13 protein-coding genes are annotated in these 18133 nt (G+C 44.4%); 2 read left to right on the top strand and 11 right to left on the bottom strand.

Features of this window, described 5'->3' with window-relative positions:
- Window positions 1–138 precede the first annotated feature (138 nt).
- From LX99_RS21580 to LX99_RS21530, 11 genes are all read right to left on the bottom strand, one after another.
- Complete coding sequence (locus LX99_RS21580; protein ID WP_109609714.1) at window positions 139–510, bottom strand: nuclear transport factor 2 family protein; 372 nt, start codon at window positions 508–510, stop codon at window positions 139–141.
- A 172-nt stretch (window positions 511–682) separates the two neighbouring features.
- Window positions 683–1264, bottom strand: a complete 582-nt coding sequence (locus LX99_RS21575) for a Crp/Fnr family transcriptional regulator (RefSeq protein ID WP_109609713.1) — start codon at window positions 1262–1264, stop codon at window positions 683–685.
- A gap of 197 nt (window positions 1265–1461) precedes the next feature.
- Window positions 1462–2193, bottom strand: a complete 732-nt coding sequence (gene pgl, locus LX99_RS21570; protein WP_109609712.1) for a 6-phosphogluconolactonase — start codon at window positions 2191–2193, stop codon at window positions 1462–1464.
- Between the two features lie 8 nt (window positions 2194–2201).
- Window positions 2202–3716, bottom strand: coding sequence for a glucose-6-phosphate dehydrogenase (gene zwf / locus LX99_RS21565; protein WP_109609711.1), 1515 nt, complete (start codon window positions 3714–3716; stop codon window positions 2202–2204).
- 25 nt (window positions 3717–3741) lie between these two features.
- The gene (gene gndA, locus LX99_RS21560; protein WP_109609710.1) at window positions 3742–5166 is read right to left on the bottom strand and encodes an NADP-dependent phosphogluconate dehydrogenase; all 1425 of its coding nucleotides are present in this window, start codon (window positions 5164–5166) and stop codon (window positions 3742–3744) included.
- Complete coding sequence (locus tag LX99_RS21555; RefSeq protein WP_022830394.1) at window positions 5163–5789, bottom strand: HAD family hydrolase; 627 nt, start codon at window positions 5787–5789, stop codon at window positions 5163–5165. The genes gndA and LX99_RS21555 overlap by 4 nt, the downstream gene beginning before the upstream one ends.
- A 103-nt stretch (window positions 5790–5892) precedes the next feature.
- Complete coding sequence (gene tal / locus LX99_RS21550; protein ID WP_109609709.1) at window positions 5893–6981, bottom strand: transaldolase; 1089 nt, start codon at window positions 6979–6981, stop codon at window positions 5893–5895.
- Window positions 6982–7200: 219 nt separating this feature from the next.
- Window positions 7201–7905, bottom strand: coding sequence for a ribose 5-phosphate isomerase A (rpiA, locus tag LX99_RS21545; RefSeq protein ID WP_109609708.1), 705 nt, complete (start codon window positions 7903–7905; stop codon window positions 7201–7203).
- Between the two features lie 93 nt (window positions 7906–7998).
- Entirely contained in the window at window positions 7999–10002 is a 2004-nt protein-coding gene (tkt, locus tag LX99_RS21540) for a transketolase (protein ID WP_170122763.1), read from the bottom strand.
- A 28-nt stretch (window positions 10003–10030) separates the two neighbouring features.
- Window positions 10031–10789, bottom strand: coding sequence for an ROK family protein (locus LX99_RS21535; protein ID WP_109609707.1), 759 nt, complete (start codon window positions 10787–10789; stop codon window positions 10031–10033).
- 266 nt (window positions 10790–11055) lie between these two features.
- Window positions 11056–13440 carry an alpha-L-rhamnosidase-related protein gene (locus tag LX99_RS21530; protein WP_109609706.1) on the bottom strand — a complete coding sequence of 795 codons (2385 nt, stop codon included), beginning with the start codon at window positions 13438–13440 and terminating at the stop codon, window positions 11056–11058.
- 1032 nt (window positions 13441–14472) lie between these two features.
- Between LX99_RS21530 and LX99_RS21525 the strand changes: the two genes are divergently transcribed.
- A complete protein-coding gene (locus LX99_RS21525) occupies window positions 14473–16875 on the top strand; it encodes a DUF2339 domain-containing protein (protein ID WP_109609705.1) in 2403 nt (800 codons plus the stop codon).
- Entirely contained in the window at window positions 16868–18085 is a 1218-nt protein-coding gene (locus LX99_RS21520; protein WP_170122762.1) for a DUF3999 family protein, read from the top strand. Before LX99_RS21525 ends, LX99_RS21520 begins: the two co-directional genes overlap by 8 nt.
- Window positions 18086–18133: the final 48 nt, after the last annotated feature.

Genomic DNA, 18133 nt, shown 5'->3' with positions numbered 1-18133 from the left:
AATCATAAAACCGGAGGAGCGCGTTTGGGGATCATAGTCTCACCGCCGGTTATGCGATTTAAAACAGGATCGGGGAGAATGATATGTTCTGCAGTTTATTCTCCCCGGTCCTATCAGGCTTTTTAATTCGTGTTGATCTTATTTCTCCGGTACATCGAGCAGCAGGTGTAAAGATTTGATCTTGCCGTTATCAATTATCGCGATGTCCATTCCTGTTGCTACCGGGCTTTCGCCGGGGATACCAAGCTGCCATTCGATATGTTGCACCTGGTGATTTACCTTTGCCGCGGCGGTAAGCTCAAATTTAAATTCAACAGGCCATTGTGATTGCAACCCGGCAATCACATCGTTAATAGCCGCATTGCCCTGAATAGCCGGGCCCTCATTAGATTCATAAAATATAATATCATCGGCATATATAGCTGCCATTGCTGTAAGCCTTTGCCCGGCATCGCGGTTGTTCCAGATCACCAGCAGGCTGTCTTCTAAAAGTTTAGCGTTAGTTTCCATTTTTATTTGAAATTTGATTATTTAAGCAGTTAGTCCGGCATTTACATCGATGGTTTCTTCATTATCGGTGTTTGCTATAACTAATTACAATACAAAGATCAGTTGAAAATGGCCGTCAGGACGATGAGGTTTGATATCAAATTATGTTGATATAGATCAACATAAAAACGCTTTACTTCTTAACCAACTGGCTTTTGATACGGCTCAGCGTTTCTTTGGTAATCCCCAGGTAAGAGGCTATGATATGTTGCGGAAAACGCTGCATAAATTCGGGATATGATTTGAGCAGTTCTTCAAAACGTTTCTCGGCACTGTGGCTGATGGAACCCAAAACTCTTTTTTGCGCCGCTATGGAATAATTTTGATCGATGTGCATTCTCATTTCCCTAAAAGCCGGGATGGCGCTCACCCGTTCAAGGTAAGTTTTAGGGAGCATCAGTACTTCTGTTTCTTCCCAGGCATCAATGTTATACGCGGATGGCGTATCTTTAAAGTAGCTTTCGCGGTCGCCCACCCACCAGTTTTCAATGCTTAATGTGAGGATATGCTCGTTGCCCTTATCATCAACCCAATATTGGCGGGTAGCGCCTTTTAAAATAAAACTGAGGCTTTTACAGATGTCGCCCTCCTGCAACAAAAATTGCTTTTTCTTATAACGCCTGTAAACCAAAGCTTCCCTCAAAACGGATTTGTCTTCGTCAGACAGCGGCGTATGAGACCGTGCTTCTATATAAGCGAAGAGAGGGTTGAGCATATACAAATATACTTTAATAGCGCGATGCGGGCAATAATGCAGGTGTTGATCAGGGTGGCAAGGAGTATTACTATATACGCCGGGAGAGATTCTGCTTTTATGCATATCGCCTATTTGCTATGCCTGATTTGATTTTTACGCGCACAAAAAAAGGCCCAAGCATCCGCTCGGGCCCTTTACTATAAAGTAAAAACTAATTACTCTTTATTTTCCAACGCGGCGGCAGCCGGTTCATCTAAAAACCATTCTACTTCGCCCGAGATCGAATCGATCAGTTGGGCCGGGTATAGCTCAATATCCTCGTCATCTTCCAGGATATGTTTTACCGCTTCGGCTTTGCCTGCGCCGTATACTAAAAATGCTATCTGGGCAGCATCGTTAATTAATGGGGCATTTAATGTAATGCGCCACACCTGTTGGTCTTCCAGCCACACTTCTTTTACACCAGGCGTCCTGTCGTGCAGTACGGGGGTATAAGGGAATAACGAGGCGGTGTGCGAGTTATCGCCAAGGCCTAACAGTACCAGGTCAAAACTTACTTCACCATCGTCAAAAAACGCCGAAATTACTTCCCAGTATTTAGCGGCAGCTTCTGCCGGGCCAAATGATGTTTCTACAGGGAAAATCTGCGCCGGGCTGATCATCAACGGCTGGAACAAAGCCTTTTTAGCCATCAGGTAGTTACTGTCTTTATGATCCTGAGGTACGTTACGTTCATCGCCAAAAAAGAAAAACACCTTTTCCCAGTTTACCTGGTCGGCATAGGTGGTTGACGCCAGCAACTCGTATAGTTTTTTTGGCGAGCTGCCGCCGGAGAGTGCTACAGTGAACTTACCGTTTTTGTTGATGGCCTGTGTAGCAAGCGTTACAAAGTGGTCGGCAAGGGCAGTTAAAACCTCGGCTTCGGTGTTATAGATATTCAGTTTCATCTCTCGTTTTATTTTTTACCGTTTACAGGTAAAGTAAACCAGTTAAAGCCATCGCGGGCAATTAAAGCTTCTGCAGCTTCCGGGCCCCATGAATCGGCCGAGTAGTTAGGAAAATTAAGGCTCTTTTTATGTTGCCATGCATTCAGGATCGGCATAACCAGCTCCCATGCTGCTTCAACCTGATCGCCACGCATAAACAGGGTTTGATCGCCCATCATGGTATCCAAAATCAGGGTTTCGTAAGCTTCAGGCGCCTGGTTGGTGTAAGTACCTTTATAGTCAAACACCATATCAACAGCATTCAATACCATATCAAGACCAGGACGTTTGGCCTGTACCTGCAGGCGGATGCTCATTTCGGGCTGAATGCTGATGATTAGCCTGTTTTGCTGCCAGCTTTCAGTAGCCTCGGCCGGGAAAATCTGGTGAGGAACATCCTTAAACTGAATGGTAATTACCGATGATGACTGGTGCAGCCTTTTGCCTGTGCGCAGGTAAAAAGGGACACCCTGCCAGCGCCAGTTATCGATAAAGAATTTAATAGCCGCAAAAGTTTCGGTGTTCGATTCTTTGTTAACCTTAGGTTCTTCGCGGTAACCGGGCACTTCTTTACCTTTCATCCATCCGCTGCCGTATTGGCCGCGTACCGTTGAAGTGCGGATATCTTCGGCGGTGAACTTGCGCATTGCTTTCAATACATCAACCTTACGGTCACGAACCTCATCGGCACTGAAGCTTATAGGCGGCTCCATGGCAATGTGGCAAAGCAATTGCAGCAGGTGGTTCTGGATCATATCCCGCATAGCGCCCGAGCCGTCGTAGTAATCGCCACGCTCTTCAACACCCAACTGCTCGGTAACCGAAATCTGTACGTGCTCAATATGGTTACGGTTCCACAAAGGCTCCATAATGGAGTTGGCAAAGCGGAAAGCCATGATATTTTGCACCGTTTCTTTACCAAGGTAGTGGTCGATGCGGTAAATCTGGCACTCGTCAAAAATGCTTTTTAATAACGAGTTCAGCTCTTTGGCAGTTTCCAGGTCATGACCAAATGGTTTTTCAATAATGATCCTTACGCGTTTTTTATCGTCGGCCAGTTTAGCTTTCGAGATATTCGAGGCGATGATGGGGAAGAAGTTTGGCGCTACGGCCAGGTAAAATAACACGTTTGCCTTGGTTTTCCACTCGGCATTGTGTTTTTCAATCCGTTTGCCAAACTCCTTGTAAGTTTCAAAATCGTTGGCATCCGATACCTGGTAGTAAACGTTTTTGATGAACTCCGCCCATTGCTTGTCGTCGGTTTTACCGCTGCGCGAAAACTGGTTAATGTCCCTGTACAGGTTTTCCCTGAACTGGTCGTCGGTTAATTTGGTACGACCGGTACCTATAATTGAAAATTTCTCAGGCATCCAACCGTCAAGGTACAGGTTGTATAACGCCGGTGCAATTTTGCGTGCATTTAAATCGCCGGTACCGCCGAAAACAATAAATATGGTGGGCTCTGATTTAGCGTTTGTGCTCATTGTTTTGTTTAATTAATAGCTTTAATTAGTCGTTTGCAGGAGCCCATTGGGTGTGAAAGGTGCCTTCTTTACCTATAAGCTCATAAGTATGCGCACCAAAATAGTCGCGTTGTGCCTGCGTTAAATTTGATGGCATCCTTTCGCTGCGGAAAGCATCGAAATAGCTTAATGCCGAAGCATAACCCGGGGTAGCAACACCGGCAGCAATAGTGGCAGATAATACTTTACGGATGCCTGGCAAGGTTTCCTGAACCAATGCTGCTATATCGCTGTCAAGCAGCAAGTGAGGCAAAGATTGATCTTTGCTGTAAGCATTGTAAATATCGTTCAAAAACTCTGAGCGGATGATACAGCCGCCTCTCCAGATCTTTGCGATTTCGCCTAAGTGCAGATCGTATTTAAACTCTTCGGATGCTTTGGTTAACAGGTGCATGCCCTGCGCATAGGTAAGGATGCTGGTGAAGTAAAACGCCTGCTCCAAGGCAACCAATAATTCTTCCTTATCGCCCTCAAGCTCAATAGGCTCGTTATAAATAGAAGAAGCCTTTTCGCGCAGGGTTTTGTATTTAGAAAGGTCGCGCATGGATACCGATGTATCGATGGTTGGGATCGGGGTTACCAGGTCCATAGCCACCTGCGAGGTCCATTTACCGGTACCTTTAGCTTTAGCTTCGTCTTTAATGTCATCCAACAATAAATGATCGGTGCCAGGAGCTTTATATTTAAAAATATCTTTGGTAATATCTAACAAAAATGATTGCAAACGGCCTTCGTTCCATTTTGCGAATAGCCCGCCAATTTCTTCATTGCTTACTTTCAAACCTTTTTTCAGGATCTCGTAAGTTTCGGCAATTACCTGCATAATACCGTACTCAATACCGTTGTGTACCATTTTAACAAAGTGGCCTGAAGCACCAGGGCCAATGTAGGTAACACAAGGTTCGCCGTTAACCTTTGCGGCTATAGCTTCAAAAATAGGTTTCATTACTGCGTAGGCATCTTTATCGCCGCCCGGCATCATGCTTGGGCCACGGCGCGCGCCTTCTTCGCCACCTGATACACCCATACCAAAAAAGTGTAAGCCTTTAGCTTCCAGTTCCTCAACACGGCGGTTGGTATCGGTAAAGTGCGAGTTACCCCCGTCTATCAGGATATCGCCTTTATCCAACAATGGGGTTAATTCCTCAATTACAGCGTCAACAATTTTACCGGCAGGTACCAGCATCATGATAGCCCTTGGCGTAGTTAAGCTTTGAATAAATTCCTTAACATCGGCAAAGCCTTTAGCGGCCCTGTCGCCGGCTTCCTGGTTTAATGAATCTACTTTACCGGTATCTTTATCGTGCCCGGCAACCGCGAAGCCGTGATCGGCCATGTTTAACAACAAACTGCGACCCATAACACCCAGGCCAATCATACCAAAGGCGTATTTATTTTCTGTTGCGCTCATTTTCTATTGAGGTTTTCGTTTTTAAGATTTTCTAAAATTTGTTTTGTGCTTTCGAGGCTGGTATGCTGGAACGAGCGGATGCCCAGTTTTTGCGCGGTATCAACAAACATCTTTCGGTCGTCGAAATAAACGCATTGTTGCGGCGATGCCTGCGCTATGCCCATGGCCAGCTGCCAGATACCCGGATCGGGCTTGCGCATCTTTACCTCGCATGATGATACAAAAGCGTCAAAGCACTCATGCAGTTTAAACTTGCGTACCCGGTAATCGTTCAACTCTTTACCTTCGTTATTTACTGATATGATACGGAACCCACAGTCTTTTTTCCAATCCTTTAAAAATTGCAGCATAGGCAATTCAACCGAGGTGGAGTAGATAAAATCCTTAAAGTCTTCGCGTACAAAATCCCTCGGATGGTTAAAAATTACCGTATCCAGGTATTCATCAAGGGTAATGCTGCCGATCTCATAAACATTAAAAATAAAATTGTGGAGCGCGTTTACCTCGGCATAATCAAGGTTAAAGCGTTTTGCCGCTTCTTCGCGGGCTTCGTGTCCCCATCCGTTCGACAGCAAAATACCGCCCACGTCAAAAAAAAGGATCTTTAAATCGGCAACTTCCATAGGTTTATTTTTTTAGTCTTAAGTCGATAGTCTTAAATTCTAAGTCAGAAAAAGTGACTTTCAACTCAGAACTTAAGACTTTGAACTTCCGACTCAGAACTTATTACTTGTTTTTCTGTGTTTCGATAGCGTTCAATAGCTTTTCGAATGGCTTGTTGAATTTCTCGATGCCTTCATCTTCCAACTGTTGGGTAACAGCGGCAAGGTCGATACCTAAGGAAGGTAATTTTGCTAATATCTCGGTTGCTTTATCTAAATCAGCTTCTAATGTATTAGCGGCAACACCATGATCGCGGAAAGCATCAACAGTTTCCAAAGGCACGGTATCAACGGTGTCCGGACCGATCAGGGCCTCAACATATTTGGTATCTTTAAATGCAGGGTTTTTGCTGCCTGTACTTGCCCAAAGCAAACGCTGCGGTTGTGCGCCCTGCTCGGCCAGTTTCTGCCATCTTTCGCTGCTGAATACGCGTTTGTAAATTTCGTAAGCCTTTTTTGCCGATGCGATAGCAACTTCACCATACAATTCTTTTTCGCCCTTAGCTTCCAAAATAGGATCAACAACTACGTCGATACGGCTCAGGAAGAAGCTGGCTACTGATGAAATATGATCAATTTTGTGGCCTGCTGCCAAATGCTCTTCCAAACCGGCAATGTAGGCTTCGGTTACCTCTTCGTAACGCTCCAAACTAAACAATAAGGTAACGTTGATATTGATACCTTTAGCTATTGATTGCTGGATAGCAGCCAAACCTGGTTTAGTACCGGGGATTTTGATCATCACGTTTTCACGATCAACTTTTTTCCAAAGCTCTTCAGCCTGTTTAGCGGTACCTTCAGTATCTAAAGCCAAAAACGGCGATACTTCAAGGCTTACGTATCCATCAACTTTGTTTGATTCTTCGTAAACGCCTTTAAACAAGTCGGCAGCTGCCTGGATATCTTTAATGGCTATTTCGAAAAATAACTTCTCATTATCCGTTTCAGATTTTAATGCCGCGATATCTGCATCATAATCAGAACTGCTGCTGATAGCTTTTTCAAAAATTGCAGGGTTTGAGGTAACGCCGCGAATGCCGTCAACATCAATTAATTGTTTAAGTTTTCCTGAAGAGATGATCTCGCGGTCAATAAAGTCAAGCCAGATGCTCTGACCGAAACCATGTATCTGAGCTACGTTATTTGCTGCCATAATAGGGTTTTGTTATTGTGTGATTTAATTAATTTTTTTAGCGCGATGAAGGTAATAAAATTACCTACCAAATCGACCTGTTATGTAAAGTTCCTGATAACTGCCCGGTTAATTGTAAAGGTTAAGTCATTAGTGTTAAGTATTAAGTCGAAAGTTCCAAGTCGAAAGTTTCCGTCCTGCTGACTTGAGACTTTCGACTTAAGACTTAAGACTTGGAACTTAATTAGCTGCCATCACTATATTAAGTTCGTAACCTATAAACAAGCCACTTTCAATTACACCTGTTATTGATTTGATATCCCTTTCAAAGCTCTTGCCTATCTCATCAAATTTACAATCCAGCACCAGGTTTCCGTTCTCTGAAATTATTGGTCCGTCTTTCCCTTTTGCGGGCCTTATCATAATCTCAGTAGCTCCCAGGCTTTTCAATTCTTTTTCCACATAAGGCAAAGCCTGCGGGAAAACCTCGATAGGCACCGGGAATTTCGCGCCTAATTTATTAACCATTTTTGATTCATCAACAATGATATAGCTTACAGCGCTCGAACTGATCAATAACTTCTCTTTAAACATGGCTCCGCCGCGCCCTTTAATCAGGCTTTTATCCGGATCCACTTCGTCGGCGCCGTCAAAAAGCCAGTCGGGTTTATGCTCATAAAGCGATGTAACGGGTAAACCAAGCTTAGCGCAAAACATCGAGAGTTCTATCGAAGTTGGGATTGCCTTTACATTCAGCTTTTCGTCCCTCACCCTTTGGGCAATGGCTACCAAAGCGAGGTATGATGTTGAACCTGAGCCAACACCTATAATATCGCCATCCTTAACTTTAGCGGCAATTTCGGCCGCCACCCTTTGTTTACCTTCTATGTTGATGATCTTATCGGCCCACTCCAGGTTATTGATCAGGTTACTGTTCCAGTTCATTTTTATTTAGATGTGAGATATGAGATTTGAGACGTGAGATAAGAAAATTTAACATCAGCTACATTCTCAAATCTCACATCTAATATCTCAAATCTATAACAGTGCTTTCGCTTTGTTAACAACGTTATCAACCGTAAAGCCGAAGTGTTTGTAAAGCTCTTCTGCCGGTGCAGATTCGCCGAAGGTGGTCATGCCTAACATATCGCCTTCGTCGGTAGTGTATTTATGCCAGCCCATCGGCGATGCCATCTCTACGGCCAAACGTTTTTTGCTTGCTTTAGGGAATACTGATTCTTTGTAAGCTTCGTCCTGCTTTTCAAAAAGCTCCCATGATGGCATACTTACTACACGGGTTGAGATACCTTCCGCTTCCAGTTTTTCCTGCGCCTGCATCACCAACGCTACTTCCGAACCCGTAGCAATCAGGATCAGGTCAGGACCTTTGCTGCCTTCTGATAATACATAAGCGCCTTTTTCCAGGTTTTCGGCTTTGCCGTATTTATCCTGATCAAGGATTGGTAAGCCCTGGCGGGTGAAGATCAATACAGTTGGGCCGCCTTTTTTCTCGATAGCTACACGCCATGCATGTGCGCTTTCGTTAGCGTCTGCCGGGCGGATCACGGTTAAGTTAGGGATAGAGCGTAATGAGGCCAGTTGTTCTATAGGCTGGTGGGTTGTACCGTCTTCCCCTAAGCCGATGCTATCGTGCGTATAAACGAAGATCGGGTTAATTTTCATGATGGCTGCCAAACGGATTGGCGGGCGCATATATTCAGAGAACATCAGGAAGGTTGCACCGAAAGGCAATAACCCTTTGGTCAAAGCCATACCGTTCAGTGCCGAGCCCATAGCATGCTCACGGATACCAAAGTGGAAGTTACGGCCGCCGCGGTTTTCTGATGTGAATGAATCAAATTCTTTTAAGTTGGTTTCTGTTGATGGGGCTAAGTCGGCAGCACCACCAATCAGGTTTGGCAACGCAGGGGCGATAGCGTTCAGCACCTTGCCAGATGCCTGGCGGGTTGCCATTTTAGGGTCGGAAGCTTTAAAAACGGGCAGTTTATCTTTCCAGCCGGCAGGTAACTCGCCTTTGGCTGCAGCTTCATACTCGGCAGCTAATTCAGGAAATTTAGCTTTGTACTCGGCAAATAACTTGTTCCATTTTTCTTCGGCAGCTGCACCGCGCGCTCCTTTTTTGTGGTAGTAATCTAACACCTCATCCGGTACGTTGAATGATTTTTCCGGGTCGAAACCGAAAAATTCTTTTACCAGCTTAATTTCATCGGCACCGAGCGGCGAGCCATGCGAGCCTGCAGTGCCCGATTTATTAGGGCTGCCATAAGCGATCAGCGAACGAACACGGATGAACGATGGTTTTTGCGTTTCGGATTTGGCATTGATCAGGGCCAGTTCTAACGCGTGGATATCGTTCACATCAGTCAAATCCTGTACATGCCAGCCGTACGAGCGGAAACGGGCGCTTACATCTTCGTTAAAGGCGATATCGGTGCTGCCTTCAATAGAGATGTGGTTGTCATCATATAAATAGATCAGGTTACCTAATTGCAGGTGACCGGCCAGCGACGCTGCTTCGGAAGTTACACCTTCCATCAAATCGCCGTCGCTGCAAATGGTGTAAATATTGTAGTTGAACAGCTCATAGCCAGGCTTGTTATAACGTGCAGCCAAATGTTTCTGCGCTATGGCGAAACCTACCGCGTTGGCAAAACCCTGCCCCAGCGGACCGGTTGTTACCTCAACACCCGGGGCCAAACCATATTCCGGGTGACCGGCAGTTTTGCTGTTTAGCTGGCGGAACTGTTTGATATCATCCAAAGAAAGATCATAGCCGGTTAAATACAAAAAGTTGTATTGCAAAATACAGGCGTGACCGGCCGAAAGGATAAACCTGTCGCGGTTTGCCCAATCAGGGTTTTTAGGGTTGTAGTTTAAAAACTTTGTCCACAAAACGTGCCCCATCGGCGCTAAAGCCATCGCTGTGCCGGGGTGGCCTGAGTTTGCTTTTTGAACGGCATCGGCAGCAAGTACCCTTACGGTATCGATTGCCAATTTTTCTATGTCTTTTGTGTTTTCCATTATCTGTAGGTATTGTATGTTTAATGTTCTAATTATTCGTCGGGGTAGCAACTTTACGTTTGATCTTGCTTTCTTCATCGGCAAGCCAAAGCCTTGCGCCGCCTTTTATACCATCGGCATTGGTAACAATTTTCATGTTTTTATCCAGCTTAAAGTCCAGCTTATCTGAATTGCCGCCGCCAATATATAAAGTATCGTAATTGAATACAGTTTTCAATATTTTGAAAACCTTCTTCATGCGTTTGTTCCATTTCTCTTTGCCTTCTTTCTCTAAAGCCCTGTCTCCTATGTACTCATCATAGTCCATACCCTCTTTTACAGGCAGGTGCGATAGCTCAAAGTGAGGCAATAAATGACCGTTCATTAACAAAGCAGTGCCAAAACCGGTACCTAAGGTAATCACCATTTCAAGCCCCTTACCGGCAGCAACGCCAAGGCCCTGCATATCGGCATCATTAACAACCTGGGTTGGTTTGCCTAAGGATTTTTCCAGTTTTTTGCTCAGGTCAACATCAACCCAGTAATCGGTACCGAGGTTGGGCGCGGTTTTTACAACACCATCCTTTACATAGCCCGGAAAGCCAACCGAAACTTTATCGTACGATGGAAATTCCTTTACCAGGGTATTAATAGCCTTAATAAGGTTATCAGGGGTTGCGGGAGCCGGGGTTGGGATTTTATCATATTCCATTTTCAACTCGCCTTTTTTATTAAGGATAGTGGCTTTAATGTGCGAACCACCGATATCGATAGAAAGAACTCTTAGCTGGGATGGCGTATTTTTCATTTAGCGTAATTTATTTAGCTGGTTAGTAAACGGTTACAATCATTTTATTCACCAGCGCATAAATATCACATTTTTAATAATATCAAATTGTTAAATCGTGCGATAAAATCAATTTGCCTTAACGCAACAAGGTAAAGTTAGACTTGCTTTTGTTTCCGGGGCAAATTTTAAACCGTATTTTACTTATGCGTGGCAAAATCAATGCAATTAAGTCAAAATGTTGTTAATATGCGTGGATTTTATCAAATAACGTGATGGTTTCACCATCAAATCACCAGATTATTATTACCTGTTTTAAGCTGAAAAGTTTTCCCTTTCCATACAAAAATGCCGGTTGTATTTTTGGGCAGATCAACGCTCACATTCCATTTACCATTAACCAGCGCGTATTTCGCATAAACTTTTCCGTTGGGATGAGGAACTTCCCCACTAATACTTTTAATATTTCCTAAATGGGGCTCGATCTTTATTTTGCTGAAGCCGGGCGCGTAGGTATCCACTCCTAAAACCGTGCGGTACAATTCAATATTAGGGCTTGCTCCCCAGGCGTGGCAATCAGAACGGTTATGATTAAGATCTGAAATCTCAGCCCAGGTGGTAAGACCCATTTTAATATTATCGCGCCAGATGCTGAGCCAGTTAAGGTAATCATTGCCCAGCCCCCCTTTTACCATGGCCTGGTGCAGGTAATATTTAAAGTAGATGGTACATTTGGTGAGCGAGGTATCGTTTTGAAGCTTGAGGGCAAGGTTATGTGCGCCTGCATCGTTAACCATACCGGCCAGTACAGCTATCGAATTGGTGTGCTGCGAAAACAGTTGTTTCTCTTCGGTATCAGCATAAAGCTTTTGGCCCGCGTCCCAGTATTTACGCTGGATGGTTGCTTTCAGTTGCGCGGCTTTGGCTTTGTACATGGCTGCAAATGCCGGCATCCCCATTTTAGCTTCCATTTGGGCGGCCTGCTGATAGGCCCACATCAGTTGCAAATCTAAAATAGCCGATGTGCCGTCAGCGCTTTTAGGGGCCTGGCCAAAATCCCAACCTTTATCGTTCACCCAATCTACAAAGGCCCAGTATGGGGTATTTTTCAGCGAGCCATCGGCTTGTTGGTATTTGGCAAAAAAGTTGAGCACATCGCGTGCGCCTGCCAGTTTATCTTTTATAAAAAGACTGTCGGGCCGGTACATCCAGTAATCATGCAGCATGCCGATATACCATAATGAAAAGGTGGAGATAACCTGCGGAGAGAATGAAGGGTGACGGCTCAACGTGACCCCTTCGGCCAGGCGGGAGTGATCCATCTGGTTAATGGCGTTGCGTACCAACCGGTCATCGCCGCTGTTATAAAATGAAACCAGCGCCTGGATCCGGGTGTCGCCTACATATTGCAGCTGCTCGTAGTACGGGCAATCCATATAAGTTTCAACGGCGCAAAGGCGGGCGGTACGCCAGCCTATATCCAGCATTTGCTGTACTTCGGGGTTGCCCGTTTCCAATTTCGCATTCATTTGAAAAGGGTAACCGGTGAATGTTCCGTAAATGTCATCAATAACCAATGGCTCGCTTTGAGTAGTTATTTTTAGTTCGATGTACCTGAAAGTGCGCCAGGTTAAAGTGGTGAAACTATTGTCGGTTGCGCCGTCGGCTATGATGCTATCCCTCCTTCCCACAAATATTTTCCCATCCACATCGTTCCTGTTCCCTTTAATACGCCCCTGCGGCCCGGCCAACGTTTTAAATAATGATTCGGTATAGCTGATGCCGATGCCCGCGTTTTTGCCTTTGCTGAAATTGAGCGTAACGAACGCATTAGTTAAATAACCCTGATCGAGTATTAAAGTTGCCGTAGTGTTTGCCGGGATGGTTACCGCCGTTTGCGTAGCAGGGAACGAAGCCGGAACTACTATGCCCTCAGCTTTGCGCAGTTTTTCAATCCGCTGTAATTTCATTTCCATAGCCGGAATAGGCGTCGGTACCAGCATCCACCCAAAAGCGTTTACTGTACCTTTAGGGTTGCCTGCATCAATGCGGACTGCATTTTTCCAGGCGCTGTCATCAAGATCGGCCTTATCCCAGTTTTTTATGGAAGTATTAAAATCAACCCGTTCGCCCGGGCCTGCCACATAATAGGGATGCCAGCCGATGCCGGTTATCGGTTTAAAAGCTTTATCGCGGGTGCCTTTCCAGGTTTTATCAGTGTTTACAATTTCCTCAGCCGGGGTATCTCCCTGTATAATAAAACCGGCGCGCAGGGAAATCTGTGCTTCCGGGCGGTATTCGCCATCGTTCCAAACCTGGGCAGCTATCATGTTTTTTCCTGCCGACAGGTATGGTGCCAGATCAACGGTTTCGTAATTCCAGTAATACGTATCGCTGCGCGCCGGACCTAAGGATACCAGTTTTTGGTTTACGTATAATTTATATCGGTTATCTGCCGATACGTGGATATTAAATACTGAAGGTTTGCTTGCCAATACTATGGTTTTCCGGAAATAATAAACGCCGTAATCGCCGGATGGCTCATCGGCCGCTGTAATCCATGATGTTTTCCAGGGGCCATGCATTAACGCCGGATTAATGGTTTGCGCCAGGGTTGTATTGATAAAAAACAGGAACACGATAAAGAAGATTCCTTTTAAAACTGCTTTCATGAAACGTTACGGGTTACAGGTGGTTGTAGGGCTAAATTAAATTTTAGTCGCGAATAATTAGTGTAGTAATTACAATTTAACCGAATTACAAGAATTGAAGGCGATAGAAGATTGTTAAAATTTCTGCACGAATGCTTAGCTTACGGTTTACAATTTAAACGAATTACACGAATTACGATGTGGATGAAAGATTTGCGTAATTCGCTAATTCGTAAAAATTCGTGTAGAAATTCCTCTTATCCATCCATCATTACAGAGCTAAATAATAAAACTCGATAGGGATAGTTCGAAGAATTTTTACACGAATGCTTAGCGAGCTGTTTACAATTTAACCGAATTACACGAATTGTTAGGTAGAATAAGAATTTGTGTAATTCGCTAATTCGTAAAAATTCGTGTAGAAATCCCTCTTATAAACATGACCATTAAACAGCTAAATAATAAAACTCGATAGGGATAGTTCGAAGAATTTTTACACGAATGCTTAGCGAGCTTTACAAAATTAAACGAATTACACGAATCATGATGGAGAAGAAAAATTTGTGTAATTCGCTGATTCGTAAAAATTCGTGTAGAAATCCCTCTTATAAACATGACCATTAAACAGCTAAATAATAAAACTCGATAAGGATAGTTCGAAGAATTTTTACACGAATACTTAGCAAGTTGAACACAATTAAACGAATTACACGAATCATGATGGAGAAGAAAAATTTGTGTAATTCGCTGATTCGTAAAAATTCGTGTAGAAATCCCTCTTATAAACATGACCATTAAACAGCTAAATAATAAAACTCGATAAGGATAGTTCGAAGAATTTTTACACGAATACTTAGCAAGTTGAACACAATTAAACGAATTACACGAATCATGATGGAGAAGAAAAATTTGTGTAATTCGCTAATTCGTAAAATTCGTGTAGAAATTTTTTTTATCCATACATCATTACACAGCTAAATAAATAGCATAATCCTCTCAAATAGCGTTTTATTTCATATTTCTGTTACCTTTAGTTTTTACAAACCTAAAACTATGGATGTATTAGCCGTCTTTTTATTGGTGGTGATCATTATTATGATGCTTAACCACAAGGGCAGTTTAAATAATAAGATCAGCCATCTCGAACAAAATATATTTGATTTAAAGCGCCTTGTTGAGCAACTTAAAACAACCCGGATAGTTCATGAAGAAATAAAAAGAGAAGAGGCTCCCAAACCGCTTGTTGCTCCGCCTCCACCGCCGGTTGCCCCAGCCGAACCTGTTCATTTACCGCAGCCCCCTGCCCGGCCTGAAATAAAACCAGAACCGGCCACCCCTCCAAAAATTGGGCGGCAGCCCGAAGTTATCGCTGATAACCTATCGCCTATCCATCGCCCTATAAAAACCCGCGATTTTGAACCGGCCCAACCCGTTGAACCCAAACCCTCGTTTTTTGAACGCCACCCCGACCTGGAAAAATTTATCGGCGAAAACCTCATCAACAAAATCGGTATCACTATACTGGTACTGGCCATTGGCTTTTTTGTTAAATATGCTATAGATAACGACTGGATAGGCAAGGTTGGCCGGGTAGGTGTTGGTATAGTTTGCGGCGGTATTTTAATTGGCCTTGCCCATTGGCTCCGCAATAGTTATAAGGCATTTAGCTCGGTGCTTGTAGGCGGCGGTTTGGCGGTTTTTTATTTTACCATAACGCTGGCTTTCCAGCAATTTCATTTATTTAGCCAGATCACTTCTTTCATTATTTTAACGGTGATCACCGTATTTGCCGTAGCGCTATCGTTGCTGTATGATAAGCAGGAACTTGCGGTGATTGCCCTGGTTGGCGGCTTTGCCAGTCCGTTTATGGTAAGTAACGGCAGCGCCAATTACAGCGGGCTGTTAACTTACCTGCTGATATTGAATACAGGTTTGCTCATTATTGCCTATTTTAAGGCCTGGCGCATTCTTAATATTGTGTCTTTCGGTTTTACGGTAATTGTTTTCTCTACGGTGTTGTATACCCTCACCGCTCCTACCTATAGTACGGGATTTATTTTTGCCGGTATATTTTACGTGCTTTATTTCGCGGTGAATGTTGCCAATAACGTACGGGAGAATAAAAAATTCATCGCCTCGGATTTTACCATCCTGCTGCTTAATACCGGGCTTTACTTCGCTGTCGGCCTATACCTGCTCACCATGATGCACCAGGAGCAATACCGCGGATTATTCTGTGTGAGCCTGGCGGTGATAAACCTGGTATTATCGTACATATTATTCCGTAACCGTAAGGTTGATACCAATATCCTTTACCTGCTCATCGGTATTACCCTGACCTTTATTTCGCTGGCCGCGCCTATCCAGTTGCATGGGCATAGCATCACCATATTCTGGGCTTCGGAAGCGGTATTATTATACTGGCTCTACCAAAAATCAAACATCGGCTTAATGAAGTATACTTCGTTATTGCTCTGGATAGCCATGCTTTTAAGCCTGCTGATGGATTGGTACCAGATTTACAGTGATCATACCTTAACTTTAACAGTAATAGCCAACAAAGGGTTTATTACCACACTTTGCGCGGCGCTCAGCTCATTCCTGCTGGCGGTGTTAATGGCCGATAACACGATAAAAACCAAACGGGGGCCGGTGATAGACAGGCGAATTTTCAGCATAACCGGACTGATCCTGTTGTTTTTGAGCGGCCTGTTCGAGATCAATCACCAATTCCTGAACCGGTTCCCGTATACCGATCTGAATGTATTGTATATGATGGTATATACGCCGGTATTTGTTTTTGTTTACTACCTGGCATCCTTTAAAATAGCGGTCATCAATTTTACCGAAAACCTGAAGTTAGGTTTGTTATTAACCTGTATTGTGGTTTACCTGTTATTAACCCCTCAGTTTTTTGACCTGCAGCATGTAATGCTCGAAACCGGAAAAGTACCGGCAAGCCATTTCATGGTACATTGGATAGGCGCCGTATTTGTTGGTCTGGTGCTATACCGGGTAATTCGGTTAAGCCGAAAAAGCAGCAGCGCTGGCGTTACAGGCCTGTTTACCTGGGGTTTAAGCATTTTGGTAGTGATATTTTTAAGTTTAGAGGTAAGCCTGCTGAGCAACCTGCTGTTTTATAACCAGGTGCGCTCGATAAACCGGATCGAAACCGTGTACATCAAAACCGGTTTGCCGGTGCTTTGGGGGCTGCTTTCCTTCGCGTTGATGTGGCTGGGCATGAAGTACAAACAACGGATGATGCGCGTAGCTTCGTTAACCTTGTTCTCGCTTACTTTAATAAAATTATTTTTGTTCGATATTAAAAACATACCGGTTTGGGGCAAAATCGTGGCTTTCTTTTGTTTGGGTGTATTGCTGCTTATTGTGGCCTTTATGTACCAGCGTACCGCTAAAAAAACCGCCGATGAAGAGGAGGCTACAAAAAATGAATAGGCTATGTTTTTTGCTATTGGTGTTTTGCGGATCGACATTATCCGCATCGGCACAAAAAAACTTTAAATACAAAGCCCCGCTGCAAAAAATTGACAGCACAGGCTTTTACCGAATCGCTTTGCAGCCCGCGTTGGTTGCCAAAGCCAAAGCCAACCTGTCGGATATCCGCGTTGCCGATGCCCGGGGCAATTTCGTTCCTTATATACAGGCAGGCAGCCTCCCGCAAAAAAGCCAGAAAAGCTTTTTGGTTTTCCCGGAGATTGCGAACCATGCGGCGGCCGATACCGGAACAACGTTTACCATCGAAAATAAAACCGGCCTGGCACTCAACAGGCTATGGATCCGCCTGCAAAACACCGCCGTTAAACGTAAAGTAAGCCTGCTGGGCAGCGATGATTTAAGCCAATGGTTTGCCATACAGGAGGATATACCACTGCAGGAAGCCGTTCAAAACAGCGAAGGCACTTACCTGCAATCCCTGTTTTTCCCGGCCAGTAATTACCGCTACCTGAAGATACTGGTTAACGATAAAAACAAAAGCCCCGTCAGGTTTTTGCAGGCCGGTGTTTACACCGAATACGTTTCGGCAGCGCAGGCTTATACGCCTGTAACTCCGGTTAAAGTTGTCAGGGCCGATAGCAACCGCGCAACTTATGTTGATATCCGGCTTAATGATCATTACCAGGTTAACCGCCTGCATTTTAATATCAGCGCGCCTAAATATTACAAACGCGCGGTAAGCGTTTATCAGTTTGTAAACAGCGGCAAAGAACTCATCAGCGAGGCCGAACTTTCATCCGTGAAAACGCCAGATCTGCTGATCGCCGCCAAATCAAACCACCTGCTTATCGAAATCAGCAATGGCGATAACCCGCCGTTAAGCATTGGCGAAGTTACAGCCTTCCAGTCCGACGAATACCTGATTAGTTATCTCGAAGCCAAACAGCATTATCAGCTTTTGGCCGGCGACTCGTTGGCTGTGGCGCCGGAATATGACCTGAAATTTTTTACCGATAGTATTAAGGATAACATCCCGGCTATTAAACATGCCGCTGTGGTTAAGAACGATGCGTACAAGGTAAAGGCTACGGAGGAAAAACCAGACCGTACCCCGCTGATCTGGGCGGCAATTGTGGCAGCACTTGGGCTGTTACTGTTTTTAACACTCAAGATGACTAAAGAGGTGAAGAAGAAGGAAGGGTTGGAATGAAGTAAGAAGCGCCGCAACTGCCTAAAATATATTTTCCGTACATTTGCC

This window comes from Mucilaginibacter oryzae (assembly GCF_003148845.1).
GTDB lineage: Bacteria > Bacteroidota > Bacteroidia > Sphingobacteriales > Sphingobacteriaceae > Mucilaginibacter > Mucilaginibacter oryzae.
This window is presented reverse-complemented; position numbering and strand designations above follow the sequence as displayed.

What these genes read in the sequence shown, in the direction of transcription:
- LX99_RS21580 (WP_109609714.1), bottom strand. Translation starts at nt 510, where the DNA reads ATGGAAACTAACGCTAAACTTTTAGAAGACAGCCTGCTGGTGATCTGG.
- LX99_RS21575 (WP_109609713.1), bottom strand. Translation starts at nt 1,264, where the DNA reads ATGCTCAACCCTCTCTTCGCTTATATAGAAGCACGGTCTCATACGCCG.
- pgl (WP_109609712.1), bottom strand. Translation starts at nt 2,193, where the DNA reads ATGAAACTGAATATCTATAACACCGAAGCCGAGGTTTTAACTGCCCTT.
- zwf (WP_109609711.1), bottom strand. Translation starts at nt 3,716, where the DNA reads ATGAGCACAAACGCTAAATCAGAGCCCACCATATTTATTGTTTTCGGC.
- gndA (WP_109609710.1), bottom strand. Translation starts at nt 5,166, where the DNA reads ATGAGCGCAACAGAAAATAAATACGCCTTTGGTATGATTGGCCTGGGT.
- LX99_RS21555 (WP_022830394.1), bottom strand. Translation starts at nt 5,789, where the DNA reads ATGGAAGTTGCCGATTTAAAGATCCTTTTTTTTGACGTGGGCGGTATT.
- tal (WP_109609709.1), bottom strand. Translation starts at nt 6,981, where the DNA reads ATGGCAGCAAATAACGTAGCTCAGATACATGGTTTCGGTCAGAGCATC.
- rpiA (WP_109609708.1), bottom strand. Translation starts at nt 7,905, where the DNA reads ATGAACTGGAACAGTAACCTGATCAATAACCTGGAGTGGGCCGATAAG.
- tkt (WP_170122763.1), bottom strand. Translation starts at nt 10,002, where the DNA reads ATGGAAAACACAAAAGACATAGAAAAATTGGCAATCGATACCGTAAGG.
- LX99_RS21535 (WP_109609707.1), bottom strand. Translation starts at nt 10,789, where the DNA reads ATGAAAAATACGCCATCCCAGCTAAGAGTTCTTTCTATCGATATCGGT.
- LX99_RS21530 (WP_109609706.1), bottom strand. Translation starts at nt 13,440, where the DNA reads ATGAAAGCAGTTTTAAAAGGAATCTTCTTTATCGTGTTCCTGTTTTTT.
- LX99_RS21525 (WP_109609705.1), top strand. Translation starts at nt 14,473, where the DNA reads ATGGATGTATTAGCCGTCTTTTTATTGGTGGTGATCATTATTATGATG.
- LX99_RS21520 (WP_170122762.1), top strand. Translation starts at nt 16,868, where the DNA reads ATGAATAGGCTATGTTTTTTGCTATTGGTGTTTTGCGGATCGACATTA.